We start from the raw sequence: 19,447 nt of genomic DNA, 5'->3' as shown, positions 1-19,447 counted from the left end.
GTTATATTTTTGCGTAATCTTCTTGTTTAACACTATCAAATTTCTCTAAAGATTCTATGTATTCAGCCACATATTCTTTATTCTCATGACCTTCTTTAATCTGTTTCATTTTCGCTTGCTCACTTGCAGTTTTTAATAATAATTTAACCTCTGCAATTGCAATTGATGGTAATACTCTTAAGAATAATAAGAACAAAGTAAAGAATAGACCGATTGAACCTACGAATACACTGATATCAACCCATGTTGGATAAAACATTGCCCAACTTGAAGGGATATAATCGCGGTGTAGTGAAGTAACGATAATTACGAAACGTTCGAACCACATACCTACGTTTACAACGATTGATAGAATCCAGGTAGCTTTAATGCTTAAACGAATCTTTTTAAACCATAACAACTGTGGTGAGATTACGTTACAGGTCATCATCATCCAATACGACCACCAGTAAGGACCAGTAGATCTGTTAATGAAGGCATATTGCTCGTACTCAGAACCTGAATACCATGCAATGAAAAACTCAGTTAAGTAAGCAACACCTACAATTGAACCTGTTAAGATGATGATTTTATTCATCGACTCAATGTGGAACATAGTGATGTAATTCTCTAAACCTAAAACTTTACGAGCAACCAATAATAAGGTTAATACCATCGCGAAGCCTGAGAAAATCGCACCAGCAACGAAGTAAGGAGGGAAAATTGTAGTGTGCCATCCCGGAATTACTGATGTTGCAAAGTCCATTGATACAATAGTGTGTACCGAAAGTACTAATGGTGTAGATATACCAGCTAAGATTAATGATACCGCCTCGAAACGTTGCCAAGTTTTAACACTTCCAGACCAGCCGAAAGAGAAAATTGAATAGATTTTCTTACGTGTACCTTCAGCACGGTCGCGGATTGTAGCAATATCTGGTAATAAACCTGTGTACCAGAATAGTAACGATACAGAGAAATAAGTTGAGATTGCAAACATATCCCATACCAATGGTGAGTTAAAGTTTACCCAAAGTGAACCAAACTGATTTGGTAAAGGTAAAACCCAATATGCTAACCATGGACGGCCCATGTGAGAAACTACATAAGTAGCTGCGCAGATTACGGCAAAGATAGTCATCGCCTCTGCAGAACGGTTAATAGAGTTACGCCAGTTTTGACGGAAGAGTAATAATACCGCCGAGATAAGTGTTCCGGCGTGACCAATACCTACCCACCATACGAAACCGGTGATATCCCAAGCCCATCCAACTGTTTTATTTAAGCCCCATGCACCGATACCATTCCAAAAAGTGTAACTAACAGCTACTACCCAAAGTAATGCACCTAATGCTGAAACGATGAAACCAATCCACCAAGCTTTATTCGGCTTGTTCTCTACCGGCATTAAAATATCATCCGTAATTTTTGCGTACGTGATATTATCGCCGGTAATTAATGGTTCTCTAAGTATTGATTCGTTATGTCCTGACATAATTTGTATTTTCTTTATACTAAAGCTTACGCTTGTACTGTTGTATCTGTATTTCTAATTTTTGTCATATATCCGATACCTGGTTTCACGTTGATTTCCTCTAAAACGTAGTAAATACGCTCAGAACGTAAAGCTTTTGAAACCTCTGAATTAGGATCATTTGCATCACCAAAAATGATTGCATTTGCTGAACAAGCTTCTTGACAAGCCATTTTAATATCGCCATCTTTTAATGGGCGTTTCTCAATTTTAGCTTGTAATTTGCCTGCCTGGATACGTTGAACGCACATAGAGCATTTTTCCATAACACCACGTGAACGTGTAGTTACATCAGGATTTAAAACTAATTGAGTAAACTCGTTATTTAAATAGTTATCGAAACGTGAATCGTTCCAGTAGTTAAACCAGTTAAAACGACGTACTTTATATGGACAGTTGTTTGCACAGTAACGAGTACCTACACAACGGTTATAAGCCATTTGGTTTAAACCATCTGATGAGTGTACTGTTGCTAATACCGGACAAACTGTTTCGCAAGGTGCGTGGTCACAGTGTTGACATAACATCGGTTGGTGAACAACAGAAACATGATCTAAGTCTTCTAACTTAGCAATCTCTTTTTCTTTTGTTACATCTCCAGTTGGAGTTTCGTAGCTGTAATAACGGTCGATACGAATCCAGTGCATTTCACGACGACGGCGAACCTCATCACGACCTACAACAGGAATGTTATTTTCTACGTTACATGCTACAACACAAGAGCCACAACCTGTACAAGCATTCAAATCGATTGCCATAACCCAGCTGTTTCCTGGTTTTTCATACTCATCCCAAAGGTCATAATTTTTATGATCTCCTTTGTGATTACCTGCAGAAGCATCCTTTAAATATTCTTTAAACGTAGCTTCTTTTATTACTGCACGACCTTCGAAAGAGTGGTGTGTTTGTGTTTGTGCTAATTCGTAAAAACCGCCCGTTGGTGTAATGGTAACAGTTGTTGCATATTGCATTGTACCATTAATAAATGATACGAATGGAAAAGCATTTTTACCAACATCATTACCAGCTTTACCAACTTTAGTACGGCCATAACCTAAAGCGATTGAAGCTGTACCTTGTGCTTGTCCTGGTTGAATTAAAACTGGCAAGTCAACTGAATAACCATTGCTACCTTTTACAGTTACAACATCAAATTCTTTAACTTTTAAAGTTTCAGCAAATTTAGGCGCAAGAGCAACATAGTTATCCCAGGTTACTTTTGAAACCGGATCAGGTAATTCTTGTAAGAATGCGTTGTTAGCATTTTTACCATCCCTCATCGGAATGTTCTCGTAAACCTGTAATTGAATATCTTTTGATAATGCTTTGCTGCTACTTACAATTGAAGTTGCAACCTGAGCTAAAGATTGAGTGAATGAATAAGCTGCAGCTGGTTTTGGTGCTACAGTTACAACACCTTTTTCTAAAACATCAGACCAAGTTAAACCAATTGCAGGTAGCATTTTAGTTTCCCAGTTGCTACGAACAAATTGATAGTATTCTTTTACCGGAGCATCAGCCCAAGTTAATAAGCTTTCTTCTGCCTGACGGCTGTTGAATACCGGGTTAATTGTTGGCTGAACGATTGAGTAATAACCTTGGTAAGCGTTTGCATCACCCCATGATTCTAAATAATTATGGTTGATTGCGATTGCATCACATAATGAAGCTGTTTCGTCTGCTCTATCTGCGAAAGAGATTTTAGCTGGAACGCTTTTTAAAGCTGATTCAAATTTCTTTGCATCTACATAATCGTAAGCAGGGTTACTGTTTAAGAATAATACAGCACCAACTTCACCACGACCCATTTCAGCTACTAAACCATTAAATTCAGCATCATTACCTGCATATAAGAAGCAAGGATTATCTAAATCGATAGTAGTACCGTAACTTCCAATAGCAGCATTAATAGCATTTACTAAAATTTGTGTAGAAACATCGTTCGAACCACAAACTACTAATGCTTTACCTTTACTCTGAACTAACTCTTTAGCTGCTAATTTAATTACTTTATCAGCAGTTGCATTATTTCCTAAAGTTCCACCTGGTAAAGATTGACCAGTAATTGCATTATATAAAGCAATTAAAGCCGGACCTTCTTCTGATAATTTTACAGGAACACGAGTATCTGCATTTGTACCAGTTAAGCTCATTCCACTTTCAAATTGAATGTGGCGGCTCATTTTTTTGCCTTCTAATGATTTATAGTTACGGTTAGCAGTATATTGAGAAGTAAATTCCTCACCGCTAATCCAAGTACCTAAGAAATCGGCACCAAAACTTACAATTAAATCTGCTTTATCAAAGTTGTATTTCGGTAATACTGCTTTACCAAAACTATTCTGATTAGCCTGAATGATACCTGTGTAAGAAACAGCATCATACTGAACTAATTTAGCAGCAGGATATTTTGTTATAAATTGTGCTAAAACAGCATTTGTAGAAGGACTATTAACTGTTGAAGCAACAATACGGATTTTTTTTCCGCCCGATTGTGCTTTAGCCAATTCACCTTTTACATAGCTATCAATTTTAGCCCATGTAGTTTCTTCATTTTTAAGAACCGGTGCTTTTAATTTAGATACATCATATAAATCTAAAACAGAAGCTTGTGCTCTTGCATCAGTACCGCAATTAAATTCGCCCGCATTTGGATTTGGTTCGATTTTAATTGGACGACCTTCTCTTGTTTTTACTAAAATACTCTGGCCGTTAAAGCTCGAAGTATAATAGTTAGGAATACCCGGTGTAACCTCTTCTGGTTTTACCAAGTAAGGAATAGATTTATGAATCGGGGCTGTTTGACATGCTGCTAAAGTAACTGCACCTAAACCAAAACCTAACGCCTTTAAAAAGTCGCGGCGTGGGGTAACGGTACTTAACCCTGCTTCATTTAAAACATCTTCTATTGGAAGTGGCTCGGCAAATTCGTTTTTGTTATTCTTAACAAAATCGGGTGTATTTTTATACTCCTCTAAGCCTTTCCAGTATTTTTTGTTGCTTTCCATTTAAGCTATATTACTGTTTATTCGAACGTTCTTACTAAACTCTAATCTATTAATAGTGGCATTTACCACACTCTAAACCACCCAATAACGCTGGTGTAACTTTCTCGCCTTTTTTAATTTTCTCATGCGCTTCGATAACTTTAGCGTAGAAAGCATTGTTTTTCTGACCAGAAATATCTGTTTCCTTGTGGCAGTTAATACACCATTTCATGGTTAATGGAGAATATTGATAAAGTTCTTCCATTGTATTAACTGGACCGTGACATGCGAAACATACAGGCTCAGTTGGCTGTAATCCTTTTGCTTTACGAATTGCATCTTCAGCAACTACTACGTGCTGAGAGTGGTTAAAGTAAGCAAAGTCTGGTAAGTTGTGTACACGTACCCACTCCATTGGCTTTTCTTTACTCTTGTCGTATTTCTGCGTTTCAGGATCGTAACCTAAAGCATTGTAAATTTTCTTAATCTCAGGAGAAATTTCACCATCATGATTATCTCTTGCCTGTACCGCTTTGTGGCAGTTCATACAAACGTTTAATGATGGAATAGTAGCATTTTTAGATTTGAATGCTCCATTGTGGCAATATTGACAATCGATTTGATTGATACCTGCGTGTAATTCGTGAGAGAATTTAATTGGTTGTACTGGTTGGTAACCTGTGTGAACACCTGTGTTCCACATACCCATCCAACCCCATGAACCTAAAGCAATGATTAAACATAAAATGAAGAACATAACAAATTTCTTGTTCTTGAACATTTTACGAACACCAACTTTTAATGGCACATCTTCTTCAATCTCAATGCCTTGTTTTTGTAAAATTAAGCGCTCTAATAACTTAGAAGCACGACCTAAAATCACTAAAATAACAATAGCAATGGCAACGATAGCAACAATACCAGCAATTGATAAACCTGAAGTAGTATCATCTTTAGCAGCACCAGCTCCGGCAGCATCACCTTTTGCTTTAGGCTCGCCTTCTTTAATGTATGCTAAAATGTCTTTTACTTTTTCTTCATCTAACTCAGGGAACGAAGTCATGGCAACTTTACCATTTTCGTTAAAAAGTTTAACAGCATCAGGATCTCCTGAAGCTACCATCCCTTGTGAGTTCGGAATCCATTTTAAAAGGAATTCTTCAGAGTGACGATCGCTTACACCAGTTAAGGCAGGACCAACCATTTTCTGATCTAATGCGTGGCACGATGTACATTTTGCTTTGAAAAGTGTTCTTCCATTCGCAGCATCTTGCGCATTAACGGTAGAAACCGCTATTGCAGAAATGGCTGAAAACAAGAATAACGACTTCCAAACGTTTTTTAAAATCATCGAGATATCTCTCATAATGAACACTTTATACTTATTTAATTTATTTTTTGTTGTGAAATTGATGTTTAAACTGAAGTAGCCCCATCAAAACTTGAACAAAAGTATAACTTATTAATAAATCCCATGACATAATACTGACGTGAAATACAATTTATAATCATTCTAAACAAATGCCGTTTCAAGTCAATCAGTCAATAAAAATGCCCATTTTCGAAGTTCATCTCCAATGGGCATACTCAAAACCTGTTTGGTTTTGTTAAGTTTTATCTTTATTGTTTTAATATCCAGGCAAACATTAAAGGCGCAACAATTGTTGCATCGCTCTCTACAATAAATTTAGGTGTATGAATGTCTAATTTACCCCAGGTAATTTTTTCGTTTGGTACTGCACCAGAATACGAACCGTAAGAAGTTGTAGAATCTGATATCTGACAGAAATAGCTCCAGAACGGAATGTTTTCCATTTCCATATCCTGATAAAGCATTGGAACAACACAAATCGGGAAATCGCCAGCAATACCACCACCAATCTGGAAGAAACCAATTCCTTTACCACCGCTGTTTGCAATATACCAATCGGCTAACCAACCCATATATTCAATACCACCTTTTACCGTAGTAGCAGTTAATTCATTTTTCATTACATAAGAAGCGAAGATGTTACCCATTGTAGAATCTTCCCATCCCGGAACAACAATTGGCAAGTTCTTTTCAGCTGCTGCCAACATCCATGAATTTTTAGGGTCAATTTCGTAATATTGTTCCAAATCGCCACTCAAAAGCATTTTGTACATAAACTCATGCGGAAAATAACGTTCGCCTGCTGCTTCAGCATCCATCCATATTTTTTGAATGTGTTTTTGTAAACGACGAAAAGCTTCTTCTTCCGGAATACAAGTATCCGTAACGCGGTTGTAATGGTTTTCCAACAAATCCCACTCATCCTGCGGACTTAAATCTCTATAATTAGGTACGCGTTTGTAGTGCGAGTGTGCAACCAGATTCATAATATCTTCTTCAAGGTTTGCACCAGTACAAGAAATAATTGCTACTTTATCCTGGCGAATCATTTCTGCAAGCGAAATACCTAATTCAGCCGTACTCATTGCACCAGCCAAAGTTATCATCATTTTACCGCCTTCATCCAAATGCGTCTCGTAGCCTTTGGCAGCATCCATCATTGCCGCAGCATTAAAATGGAGGTAATTGCGCTCCATGAACTGAGATATTGGTCCTCTTGTATTGCTCATCGTGTTTTGTATTGTTTTTCGCAAAAGTAGGCATTTAGCCCGAAAGGATAAAACATTAAAAGTGCTTGGAGTTGGGAATTAATTAACCCATTTAACCAATCCCACACGTGATTGTCATCCTGAGCGCAGTCGAAGGATCCTTTTTTGAAAAGCAGTTGCAGTAACATTATTAAAATTATTCCGGCTTTTTGGTTCAAGGCCCAATGAAATATCGGGCGCTTTCCCCTCCAATCCGGTTTAGGTGGCTTGGCCAATTCTACTATTCGCAGAATCCCAAGCAATCGTCATAAAACAGTGCTTCCCTAAGCAAGAAATAAATCTTAAATAAAAAATCAGTTAATTTGCGGCAATGAAAAAAATTTATTTCCTCCTATTATTTGTGTTCATATCTGGAAGTTCATTTGCACAAATGAAATTGATTAAGAAATTGCTTTCTAACGAAAAAGACACTTTACGTAAAGCCAGTTTTTTACCTATCCCTTCTTTTGGCTACGCACAGGAAACAGGTTTTCAGTTTGGTGTAGGTGCTATTGTTGGTTTTTATGCAGATAGATTGGATACCACAAATCGTCCTTCATCTTTAACATTAAACCTTAATTATTCTACACTGAAGGCATATAACATGAGTTCATTGATAGACATTTGGGGAAAAGGAAATAAACTTCATTACATTGGCGAGTTACGTTTTAAACGTATGCCTTTTAACTTTTACGGTGTTGGAAATAATACTCAAGAAGTAAACGAAGACAAATTAATTCAACAACAAATTAAGGTTTTATTACAGGCTGAAAAACAATTGTTGCCAAAAGCATATACCGGAGTTTCATTAGGTTTTGAAAATTACGATTACAAAGATGTTGTTACAGATGGAATTTTCAACTCCAATCCGTATTACACTAATAGAAAAGGAAATGTTTTGTATTTAGGTGTTTCCCAAAGTTACGATGCCAGAAACAACAACAATTACACCACTAAAGGTTTCTTTATTAGAGGAACTTATCAATACGCCCCTGAGATTTTCTCGGCTGGAAATTTTACCGGAAGTCAGATAAAAATTGACGCAAGGAACTTCTGGCGATTGAACAGAAGTTTCGCAGTTGGCGTTCAAGGCTTATACAATACCGTAATCGGGAATAATACACCAATTTATTTATTGCCACAAATGGGTAATGATGAAATGATGCGTGGATATTACGGCGGCAGATATCGCGATAAAAACCTATTGGCTTTTCAGGCTGAATTACGCTATCGTTACAGCAGCCGTTTTGGAGCTACAGCTTTCGCCGGTACAGGAACGGTTTGGGGTTTTGATGATTTTTCTACTAAATCATTTAAGCCAAACTATGGCGCTGGTTTTAGGTATTTCTTCGACCCTGAAAAAGGCATAAGTGTGCGATTAGATTATGGAATTGGCGAAAAGAGAATGAATGAAAAACGCCAAAGTGGATTTTACATCAGTATCGCAGAAGCGTTTTAAGAAATGGATGATGTTTGATGGAAGAGTCACATCATCCTAAAAGATAATCCATAAATATAAGTGTATTTTTAGAGCGGTCGTCATTGCGAGGCACGAAGCAATCTCCTCTGAAAAAATATTTTTGACGATGAGATTGCAAAATCAATGAAGAATTGATTTCGCAATGACGGGCAAATCATCATCTCACATCAATTACTTCTCCTTCGCTCCTCTTCATTCCCTGCTTTTCGTTCTGTTTGTTTAACTTTCTCATTCCCGAAATTGTAGCGTACACTCAACCGCAACTGACGATTATCGTAGTAATTATTATAAGTTTGGTTAATATTATTTATCAAACTATTGTAGCGGAATCTGTTTGCTTTCAGCACATCAGTAACATTAATCGCCATTTGTACTTTTCTGTTCAACATTAAAGTTTTTAAACCTAAATCGAGATTGTATTGCGCTTTATTGTGGTTTAATCCATCAAGGGTTGGTAACTGATACCAGAAATTAACATCACCAAAAAAAGTTTTCTTTTTATTGATTGTAAACTGATTTGTTGTAGAGAAGTATGCACCAAAGCCGCTTAAATCATCAACAGTTTCAGGAAGATTGGATTTAGATAAATTGTAAAAAAAATCTATTTGATTTATGCTTTGTAGCCATTTCAAATCATTTACAATTAAAGAATTACTAATCTGATAATTATAACCTTTGATAAAATTAACGGGTTTCAGAACCTGCGAATTGGAATTTGCATCAACAAAATTCACATCATTATAGCCATCGGTTATTTTATTAAAAGATAAAGTGGTGGTGAATACGCTCTTATATATATGCGATAATTCTACATTGTTGCTGTATGATGGCTGGAGAAAAGGATTTCCTTCAGCATATACGAATTGGTTGCTATACCACCGAAACGGATTTAATTTTTTGTAAGCAGGTCGGTTAATTCTTCGGCCATAATTTACAGAGAATACGCTATTCTCATTAAGCTTGTAAGTAACAAAGCCAGTTGGAAAAAGCTGAAAATATCGACTTCGATTATTTTGGTTAAAAGATATGCCATTCAGCTGTGTGTATTCTCCTCTTAAACCCAATTGAAAATCGAATTTCTTAGTTTTCTTTTTGAAGTTTAAATAAAGCGCCTGAGTATTTTCATGGTATTCAAATTGATTCAGTTGATTTAAATCTGGCTGATAGATATCGCCATTTTTTTGATAAAAAGCCAAACCACTCTCGTTTTGAATGAAATTTATTTTTGCACCCAAAGCAATATTAAAAGCCTTGTAAGGCAAGTCTAAATCAGCCTTTAATGTATATAAATTGATGTTTTGATTACTTTCTGATAAATATTCGGCAAGAGAATTTGCAATGTATTCGCCATTTCCAGAATAACTTCTATTATTAAAAAACCGATTTTTATCATCAATATATTTAAACCAATCTCCGGTAATTATAAATTGTTTCCCGGCAGAATCCAAAGTATGCTTAAGGTAAAAGCTAAGGGTATTATAATTTGATTTGATTTTAGCATTCGCGTCAGAATTAAGAACGGAATCAATTCCTCCAACGGAGTTAAAAATAGTTGTTTTTATGTTTTCGGTTGAATGGAAATTAGTCAACCCACCGCTGTAAGAAAATCCAGTAATTGTTTTCTTTGTTAATTGATAATCAACACCTAACTGTGCACTTGGAACAGTTCTGAAATTCCTATCCTTATTTACAACGTTCCATGTTTGAGATGGATAAAAAACATTGCTTTGCTCAAATGGAACTAAAGAACCTTTTCGAATATTGAAATTAGAAAATACAGTTAATTTATCTTTTTTAAAACTCAGGTTTCCGCCTGTAGCAAACGTTGGATGACTTGCCTGTATGTAGTTTATATTTGCTGAACCTTTAAAACCTTCGGTATTATTTTTCTTTAGAACAATGTTGATTAACCCATTATTTCCTTGCGCATCATATCTTGCAGGCGGATTTGTGATAACCTCAACTTTAGTAATATTATCTGATGAGATAGATTTTAGGTAATTCGATAGTTCATCTTCAGAAAGCTGAATCAGCCTGTCGTTAACCATCACATTAACACTTCCCTTTCCAACTAAAGAAACCTTATCATTTATTACCCTAACACCGGGCACTTTTGTTAATAATTCTAAAGCATCTGTTCCAACAGCTGCAATACTATTTTCAACATTGTAAATTGTACGGTCTACTTTTTTCTCTATTAACCTTTTTTTAGCATTAACCTGAACCTCTTGAAGATGATTTGAGACAGATTTAATTTCAGTTTTAATAAGCGTATCGGCTTTTAAGAGCACCGAAATTTTTGTTTTTTCAGATTGAATTGAAGAAATTTCGATGGAGTATTGTCCAGGAGATAAATTTTCAAAAATGTATTTCCCTGAACTATCGCTTTGCGTTAGCTTGCTCGTTTTTGCTCCATTTAATTTTACTGTAGCTTCAGTCAGGTTTTTGCCTTCAAAACGTATCTGACCAACAATTTTAAATTGCGCATTAGCTTTTAAGGCAATGCTAAAAAGCAACACCAAAATTAAAATTCTGTGCATAAAAAATTTTAATTTAAATCTATTGGCTATGGTTCTACATTAATATTTCCGGCAACATTTTGCCAAATTTCTACATTCCCATTTAAATTAAATTTTGCGTTTGAGCCTTTAATTTTTGAGCCAGATTTATTTGTTAAAACAAGGTTTTTTGCTAGCCCAGTGTTATCGTTTTGGTTAAAAGTAATTTCATCAGCATCAAGAACAAGGTCTTTAAAGGTTAATTTTGCTTTTCCAAATAATGATATCACAGATTTATCTTTGCTAAACCGAACAGAATCTTCTGCAGAATACCTTATTCCTGCAGCAATCAAATCCTCTTGCTTTAAATTATAAGAGCCAAAAGATTTCCTTAACCCATCTTTCGAAGAATCGAAGGTTTTATATGTGCCATTTTTTAAATTAAAAACGATTTTCTCTGAAATTACACCAACTGAACCATTAAAATTATCGGCCTTATTAGCTGTTAGCAAATGATTACCCATATCCCATTCTATAGATTTTGCTTTCAGTTGGTTTCCCATAATTTCTACAACAGCATCTTCCAAATAAAGGGTTTTAGCTTTTGCGTTACTAATTACTTTTGATGAAGAAATAATTTTCGGTGATATCTTCTGATTGCTGTCTAGCTTAACAACTGCAACTTTCTGCCTTCCATCCTTTTGGTAAAACCTATTAAATAAAGCCTCATTCTTTAATTCATATTTTTTTGACTGAGCATACATTACAATTAGTTTACTGCTTGAGTACTCATTTTTTGCAACTATTTTCTCTCCAATAAATTTTACTACAACTTCATCCCCTATTTTAAAATTATCCTGCTTCAAATTTTGTCCGTTTAAATCGAAATTAATTGTAAAAGTTCCATCGTTTAACACAATTTTATTTAGTGTACCGTGGTTATTTTTTTTAATCGATTTGATTTTCGATGTAGCAAAACGGGCTTTATTAACCTCATAACCAAAAGCATGTTTCTCAGATTTCCTTTCAAAAATAAGTCTGCCATCATAATCAGTAAGTTTTGATAGCATATACACAGGATGGTCTAGCTTATCAACGACTTTTCCTTGTTTATCCGTTTTTACGAAATTATTGATACGACCAGATAAATAAGCAACAACATCATCGCCAATTTTAATTTTATTACTAAAACTATTCGCTTCAATAGGATAAGTTTTTCCATTTGCAGAAAGTTCAAAAACATTACCAACTGAAATTTTTTCAACCTTAATAATTTTACCTTTAATAATTTCTCCGGTTTCAGCAGCTGGCTGAATATCCAATGCGATATTTTGTTTGGTTTGTGCGTAAACCACCTCCACAGCAAATACCCAAAATAAACAAAACACGATTGGCAATGCCAATAAATAACTTAATTTTTTCATTTCTTTAGATTTAGAATTAAACAACATTTTTATTCTTTCCTTAACAGGACTTTTAACAAAATTATGTGCCAAGGGCATTTCACTTTTAGATATTGCTAGCCTTAATAATAATGATGCATAGCGTTCGCTACCGCAAAGTGCTGATGTTATTAAATCTGCTTCGTATTCATGTGTTTGCTCCAATTCCTTATCAAAAAAGTAAACTATTGGATTAAACCATAAAAATGCTTTACAAATTATCATCAAAATTTTATCTATTGAATGATATTGTTCAGCATGAACAGCTTCATGCTTTAGCAAAACAGATATTTCTGCTTCTGTCAGGTTTTGGTTATCTATAAAAACATATTTAAAAAAAGAGCAATTGGTAAAACCGCCAGTTTTGTATACAATTTTTAATCCTTTATTACTTGCTGAAACGCTTTTAGTATGGCTAATTATTCGATAAAGATGGAACAGACCAAAGCCAAGTATGGCAAAAGCAATAATGCAATAAGTGTAAGGTATAACTGATAACCAATTAAATTCTAGTGGAGTTACTTGTAAAACTTTCACATCAATTATACCACTATTTATATCAGCAATAATATCTGTAGCTGTTGGCGACGGTTGTATTACTTGTGGAACTTCAATCCCTTTTTCTATATTAAATTGCAAAGAAGGAATAATAAAACTTATTAATAATGCTCCCAATAAATAAAAGCGATTGAGCTTAAAAAAGGTAAGTTTCTTTAAAACCAATAAATAGAGCGCGAAGAATAAAGCTGTGCAAGCACTTACTTTAAGAAGGTAGATTAACAGTTCCATAGGTTTTTAAATTAAGATTTCGAAAATTTCACAAAACCGTCTAATATCAAATTGCTTATTCTCCTTAAATTGGCTTCATCACTAACGTAAGCCAAACTTTTTTCGCTGCTAATATTTCCGAGTTCAACAACTAGAGCCGGAACTTTCGATTCTCTCAAAACCAACAAGTTTGCATTTTTTAAAGAATCGCGTACTTCAATGCCATTAAGCTGATTCAAACTTTGTAGAACATCAGCGCCAAACTGTTCAGCGTATTTTATATTCGGATTTAACTTAGAAACAAAAACTTCAATCCCTTCAAAAGGAACTTTTACATCTGCCCTTGGCATGCTGTTATGATGAATCGAGATAAAAGCAGTAGCAGTTTCTTGTGGTAATCTATCTCTTAGTGGAATAAACTTGTCTTTATCTCTGGTTAGTACAACTTTAATATTTCGCTTTTCAGCTTCCTCTTTTAGAATTTGAGCAGCTTTTAAATTAAGATCTTTTTCTTTTATTCCCGATTGATTTTTTGCTGCACCATCTTGCCCACCATGACCAGCATCAATTACCAAAACCACATCATTAGCTAAAGCGAGCTTTTTAATTTCAGCGTTTATGCCGAGCTTTTCAGTTGGTTCATTCAAACCCAAATTGTTATCTACGCTACCAATCAAAAATTTTTGATTGGTTAATGCAACAGTATCTTCATTAATTAAATTTGCATCCGAATTAACAATGGTATTTGTATCTGTTAAAGCCGGAGTCTTAGTATTAACCAAATCAATATCCTTTTTAATATCAGGTTTCTCAGTAATTACTTTGGTAGTGATAATCTCTTTCTGATTTACGAAAGCCAGGCAGCAAATCGATATAACGGGAATTGCTATCAGATAAGTAAATCTTTGCAAATTTGAATTTGGTTTTTTGTACATCATCATAATTCTTTTCTTTAAGGGAAGCTTACTAAAACTGTTAATTAAATTGTTTGAAGGCATTGCCAATTGCAGAAGCAGCGTCGCGTAACTACTTTTATCAGTCATTTCAACGGTTTCTTCATCAGCCAAAAACTCATGGTTATTATAAATTTCATTTCGCCAGAAATATATAATCGGGTTTAACCACAATACACAAGCAACCGTGTTTACAATCAGCTTATCAATTACATGCACCTGATTTACATGTACAGATTCATGCTTAATCACCAATTCCCGTTCAACATCGGGTAAAGAAGAATCGATAATTATCTTATTAAAAAAAGAGCAGTTTTTAATCTTCGAATTTGGCTGAACTAGAATGATTGATGCCTTTTTCGAAACCGTAAACTTCTTCAGAATACGTTGTATATACCCCATCAAAAATATATTTCTAATTAGCAGAACGGCTATGATGAAATAATAGGAATACTCTAAAACCTGCAACCAATTTACGTTATCGATACCAGATTCAGCGCCGACAAAATCTTTCTCAAATGCATTATCATTACTGTAAACTATATTTTGTTCCGAAGCAGATTGATGAACAATAACCTCTTTTTTATGCTCAATAGTTAATACAGGAATTACGAAACTTATAAAAAGCGTAGTGAGCAGATAAATTCGGTTCAGCTTAAAAAAAGTAAGCTTGCTCAGTAATAACTTGTAGGCCACAAAGAAAATAGCGATGCAGGCTGAAACCTTTAACAGATATATTAAAATCATGGCTTACTGTTTTCGTTAATAATCTTTTTAATTTCTTCTATATCCTTTTCACTTAGCCTTTCTTCCTTAACCATAAACGACAATAAACTTGCAGGCGAATTATCGAAATAACCTGAGAATATTTTCGAAAACGATGTTTTTGCATATTCATCTTTGCTAATCGCCGGGAAGTATTCGTAAGTTTTTCCGTAAGCCTTATAATTTACATAGCCTTTTTTTTCCAGCAACCTAACAATCGATGAAATTGTGTTGTATGGCGGTTTCGGTTCATCATCCAACTCATCAATAATATCTTTCACAAATGCTTTTTGCAGTTTCCACAAAACCTGCATAATACGTTCTTCCGTTTTGGTTAATTCTTCCATAACTCAAACTTATAACTTATTTTTCAGTTATACAACTATAAATTAAGTTATTTAACTTAAAAATCAGTTTTAATATTAAATTACTGAAAATCAATCATATAAATATTATGAAAATGAGAGTTCAGTAATTCTTGGCGGTCTGTAGTCCCGCCATTCGCTGTAGCCCTCGTAGAAAAAACTCGGGGCTGCCGCTGTTGTCGGGTTTAAAATTAATGGACAGTTTAGCGAGAAGTAGATTTATTGCAGCTATGTTGCAGCCATGGTTTGTGTCCCCACAAACCATTATTCAAGTTATCGGTCTGTGGAGACACAGGTCAAGGCTTAGAGATAACAAAAACACCAATAACTGCCATTCCGAACAAAGCCGAGGTGCCATGGTCTGTGTCTCCACAGACCACTATTCATAAGGTTTTAGAAATGACAAAACCAGTAACCGTCATTTCGAGCGAAGCCGAGAAATCTTTGAACTTAGTTACAATAAGAAACAAAAGCTATGTTATGCGCACTTACAAACTAGATGTTTAGCAAACCCAATACTTATAACTTAATACGTAAAACGTACAACTCACTTACTCAACCCAGCCAAAGCATTAATTGTTAGCGCCACAATAACCGTATTAAAAATAAAAGAAATAATACTGTGCAAAAGCGCAAGCCTGCGGATGTTTCGCGAAGAAATTTCGACATCAGAAACCTGAAAGGTCATACCGATAACGAAAGAAAAATAGGCAAAATCAATAAAATCAGGCGCTTCATCATTTGGAAAATCTAAGCCACCCTTTTTGGTTTTATCATCGCCATAAAACAAATGAGCATACCGCATGGCAAAAGTAGTATGAACCAAAGCCCAGGAAAGAAACATCCCCGAAATGGCAATAATTAAATCAAGTGTTTTAATGTTTTGGTTAAGTAGTAATAATACAACAGCTAACATCCCCGCAAAAGTAGAAACCAGCACAATCGCAAAAATCTCGCCTCGGGTTTCATCCTGTTTTTTAGCTTTTAAATGAGTTTCCGAAGCAGAAGTGTTAAAAAACATATACCAGTGAAGCGAAATTAAAACAATACAGAAAACATCCCAACCCAACATAATGTGAGTTAAACTATCCATCTGTATCAAAAGCGAACCAAAATATGCGGCCAATCCAATAACCAAACTCAGCAAAAGAATAAACAATGCCGATCTTTTTTGAATGCCGGTTAACTTTGGTTCAGTTTCCATCAACTTATTACTGGTTAAATTTTAATTTGAAATGTTCTTTAGCCTGTCCTTTTTTGAAATAAACCAATCCAATCCAAAATAAATCTACAGTAACTGTAACATCAGGATGGTTTTTAATTTCATTCCAGGCTTCTTTCATGCCCTTGCTCCAGTAAATATCATCAAAAATAAGTAACGAATCTTCTGTTACTTTTGGCAAACACCACTTAAAATAATTAATGGTGGAGTCTTTTCTGTGGTTGCCATCAATGTAAACAAAATCTAATGTAGGCTGCTTTGCAATAATATCAGGTAAAAGTAAATCGAAATTACCTACATGCAACTCAATATTATTTAAATCTAAATCCTTAAAATTATTACTGGCTACTCCTGCTGTTTCGGGGCAACCTTCTATTGTAATAATTTGAGCTTCTGGATTCGCCTTTGCCAAATACGCAGAAGTAATTCCTAAACATGTACCCAATTCTATCGCAGTTTTAGGCTTTGTATTTTCTGCAAGGCGATAAATCAGTTGTGCCAACCGCTGACTTTTAAGCGCATTTTTTGCAATCTGGCTAACTTTTTTTACACGATTCTTATTCAGATGCGAACCTGCTCCAAGGTCTGTAACCGTTATTTCAGAATCGTCATTAAAAAGTTTTTTTCGTTGCGCTTCTATATTTTTGTATTCGGATTTGTTGCTAAAATCGTAAATTACCTCGTCGGCTAACTTATAAACGAAGGGTGAATGCGTTCCATGTCGGGTTTTAGCCGTCAAACGGTGCTTTAAATAATCTGAAATAAATTGAATTATCATATATTGCAAAAGTAATTAAACGCCGCAAACCAATGTATGTTTTATGGAAAATAACGCAGAGATAAGCGCTTTAGTAAAATTACTCGATGATCCGGATGAAGAAGTCTTTCATCATGTAGAAAGGAAACTTCTAGAGTATGGTGGAGAAGTTATTCACTTCCTGGAAAATGCCTGGGAACAGTCTTTCGATGGCTTAATGCAAGAAAGAATTGAAAACATTGTTCATCAAATACAATTTAATACCGTTAAAGAAGATTTAAATCTATGGTACTTAAGTGGTGCTTTCGATTTATTGCAAGGTGCGTTAATCATCAACCGTTACCAATATCCTGATTTGGATGAGCAAAAAGTAATTTTACAGCTCGAAGAAATTAAACGCGAAGTTTGGCTTGGTTTACAGTATGAGATGAGTTCTGTAGAAAAGGTAAAACTTATTAACCATGTTTTGTACCAGCAATACGGTTTTGGCGGAAATACAAAAAATCATCACGATCCTCAAAACTCTTACCTTAATCAGGTTTTAGAAAGTAAAAAAGGAAATCAAATTTCTTTAGCCATTATCTATTCAACAATTGCGCAAAAACTCGATTTACCGATTTACGGTATCAACCTGCCACAGCATTTTATTTTAGGTTTTATAGATGAAAGCAAACAGGAAAGTACCGAATATGGCGTGCTTTTCTACATAAATGCTTTTAACCGTGGTAATATTTTCGGCAAACATGATGTTGACCAGTTTCTGCGTCAATTAAACTTAGAGTCGATGCCCGAATATTACCGTCCTTGCAGCAATACAGATATTATCAGAAGAGTACTTAGAAACTTAATATCAGCCTACGAAAACGCAGGAGCAACCGAAAAAGTTGCAGAATTAAATCAGCTACAAAACATTCTTAAAGACGAAAATAAACCAGACCAATAAAAACTTCATGCAAATGATAAACAATAAAATAAAATCAGCCCTATTAATTATTATTTGCATTTTTTGTTTCGGACAGAAACTTATTGCTCAAAAAACTACGAAGCCAAATGTTATTGCCTATTACACAGGCAACAGAACAGTAATAGATAGTTTTCCTATTGAAAAAATTAGCCATTTAATTTACAGTTTTGCGCATTTAAAAGGCGATAGCATTAACATCCATTCGGCAAAAGATTCTGCTCTCATCACAAGAATGGTTGGCTTAAAAAAGCGTAATCCGGATTTAAAAGTTATGATTGCCTTAGGCGGTTGGGGCGGTTGTGCTCCATGCTCAGAAGTTTTCAGCAGAGCCGATGGTAGAAAAACTTTTGCCAAAACCACAAAATCAGTATTAGATTTCTTCAAGGCTGACGGTATCGATCTTGATTGGGAATATCCAGCAGTTGTTGGTCACCCAGGGCATAAATATCAGGAAGCAGATAAACAGAATTTTACTGAACTGGTTCGTGAATTGCGCAAAAGCCTGGGTAAAAAAGCTGAAATTAGTTTCGCCGCTGGTGGAACAAAAAACTGTTTAGATTCTTGCTTTGAATGGGATAAGGTAATGCCTTTAGTTAATCGTGTTAATTTAATGAGCTATGATTTGGTAAGTGGATATGCCACCACAAGCGGACACCATACTCCGTTATATTCTACTCCTCAGCAACAGCAGCTCTCTGCCGATTATGGCATAAAAGCAATGTTGGCTTATGGCGTACCAGCAAATAAAATTGCACTTGGTGCTGCATTTTATGCAAGAGTTTTTCAAAACACTACCGACGCGAATAATGGCTTATACCAACCAACCAAGTTTTTAAAAGGTGTTGCATCAAAATCTTTTAAAACTGAGTTTACCGAAGCAAATGGTTATAAATATTTCTGGGATGATGTAGCCAAGGCACCATATTATTACAATGCTCAAAACAAGCAACTTGTAACTTTTGATGATGCTAAGTCGATTGCATATAAAACAAAGTATGTTATCAATCAGAAACTTAACGGCATTATGTTTTGGGAATTAACCGAAGATTCTTACTCGAATGGTTTATTAGATGAGATTGATAAGGCAACAAAGCCTTAGTTTTTGAAGCGCAAA

13 protein-coding genes are annotated in these 19,447 nt (G+C 35.1%); 3 read left to right on the top strand and 10 right to left on the bottom strand.

Annotated features, from left to right (window positions below):
- Nucleotide 1 precedes the first annotated feature (1 nt).
- The 4 genes from nrfD to ACO05K_RS19395 all read right to left on the bottom strand — a co-directional run bounded on the left by nrfD (nt 2) and on the right by ACO05K_RS19395 (nt 7,101).
- On the bottom strand, nt 2–1,474 hold the full coding sequence (gene nrfD, locus ACO05K_RS19410; protein WP_421946056.1) for an NrfD/PsrC family molybdoenzyme membrane anchor subunit: 1,473 nt from the start codon (nt 1,472–1,474) through the stop codon (nt 2–4).
- A 26-nt stretch (nt 1,475–1,500) separates the two neighbouring features.
- The gene (locus ACO05K_RS19405) at nt 1,501–4,521 is read right to left on the bottom strand and encodes a TAT-variant-translocated molybdopterin oxidoreductase (RefSeq protein ID WP_421946055.1); all 3,021 of its coding nucleotides are present in this window, start codon (nt 4,519–4,521) and stop codon (nt 1,501–1,503) included.
- Nucleotides 4,522–4,570: 49 nt separating this feature from the next.
- A complete protein-coding gene (locus ACO05K_RS19400) occupies nt 4,571–5,866 on the bottom strand; it encodes a c-type cytochrome (protein WP_421946054.1) in 1,296 nt (431 codons plus the stop codon).
- A gap of 254 nt (nt 5,867–6,120) precedes the next feature.
- Nucleotides 6,121–7,101, bottom strand: a complete 981-nt coding sequence (locus ACO05K_RS19395) for a deoxyhypusine synthase family protein (RefSeq protein ID WP_231427886.1) — start codon at nt 7,099–7,101, stop codon at nt 6,121–6,123.
- 349 nt (nt 7,102–7,450) lie between these two features.
- Between ACO05K_RS19395 and ACO05K_RS19390 the strand changes: the two genes are divergently transcribed.
- On the top strand, nt 7,451–8,578 hold the full coding sequence (locus ACO05K_RS19390; RefSeq protein ID WP_421946053.1) for a polymerase: 1,128 nt from the start codon (nt 7,451–7,453) through the stop codon (nt 8,576–8,578).
- A 188-nt stretch (nt 8,579–8,766) separates the two neighbouring features.
- Here the strand turns inward: ACO05K_RS19390 and ACO05K_RS19385 are convergent, their stop codons facing one another.
- From ACO05K_RS19385 to ACO05K_RS19360, 6 genes are all read right to left on the bottom strand, one after another.
- Entirely contained in the window at nt 8,767–11,139 is a 2,373-nt protein-coding gene (locus ACO05K_RS19385; RefSeq protein WP_421946052.1) for a TonB-dependent receptor domain-containing protein, read from the bottom strand.
- 26 nt (nt 11,140–11,165) lie between these two features.
- Nucleotides 11,166–13,328: a M56 family metallopeptidase gene (locus tag ACO05K_RS19380; RefSeq protein ID WP_421946051.1), complete on the bottom strand. Its 2,163-nt coding sequence runs from the start codon at nt 13,326–13,328 to the stop codon at nt 11,166–11,168.
- 11 nt (nt 13,329–13,339) lie between these two features.
- Nucleotides 13,340–15,007, bottom strand: coding sequence for an N-acetylmuramoyl-L-alanine amidase (locus ACO05K_RS19375; RefSeq protein ID WP_421946050.1), 1,668 nt, complete (start codon nt 15,005–15,007; stop codon nt 13,340–13,342).
- Nucleotides 15,004–15,372 (bottom strand): BlaI/MecI/CopY family transcriptional regulator, encoded by a 369-nt coding sequence (locus ACO05K_RS19370; RefSeq protein WP_421946049.1) that lies wholly within the window; start codon nt 15,370–15,372, stop codon nt 15,004–15,006. The genes ACO05K_RS19375 and ACO05K_RS19370 overlap by 4 nt, the downstream gene beginning before the upstream one ends.
- 565 nt (nt 15,373–15,937) lie before the next feature.
- Nucleotides 15,938–16,594 (bottom strand): DUF1345 domain-containing protein, encoded by a 657-nt coding sequence (locus tag ACO05K_RS19365; RefSeq protein ID WP_421946048.1) that lies wholly within the window; start codon nt 16,592–16,594, stop codon nt 15,938–15,940.
- Nucleotides 16,595–16,601: 7 nt separating this feature from the next.
- Complete coding sequence (locus ACO05K_RS19360; protein WP_421946047.1) at nt 16,602–17,390, bottom strand: O-methyltransferase; 789 nt, start codon at nt 17,388–17,390, stop codon at nt 16,602–16,604.
- A 43-nt stretch (nt 17,391–17,433) separates the two neighbouring features.
- On the opposite strand from ACO05K_RS19360, the gene ACO05K_RS19355 reads away from it, so the two are divergent.
- Together ACO05K_RS19355 and ACO05K_RS19350 are read left to right on the top strand one after the other, a co-directional pair.
- Complete coding sequence (locus tag ACO05K_RS19355) at nt 17,434–18,312, top strand: transglutaminase-like domain-containing protein (RefSeq protein WP_421946046.1); 879 nt, start codon at nt 17,434–17,436, stop codon at nt 18,310–18,312.
- A gap of 13 nt (nt 18,313–18,325) precedes the next feature.
- On the top strand, nt 18,326–19,432 hold the full coding sequence (locus ACO05K_RS19350) for a glycoside hydrolase family 18 protein (RefSeq protein ID WP_421946045.1): 1,107 nt from the start codon (nt 18,326–18,328) through the stop codon (nt 19,430–19,432).
- The last annotated feature ends 15 nt before the right edge of the window (nt 19,433–19,447 follow it).

The sequence above is a fragment of the Pedobacter sp. genome, assembly GCF_965227205.1.
Classification (GTDB): Bacteria; Bacteroidota; Bacteroidia; order Sphingobacteriales; family Sphingobacteriaceae; genus Pedobacter.
This window is presented reverse-complemented; position numbering and strand designations above follow the sequence as displayed.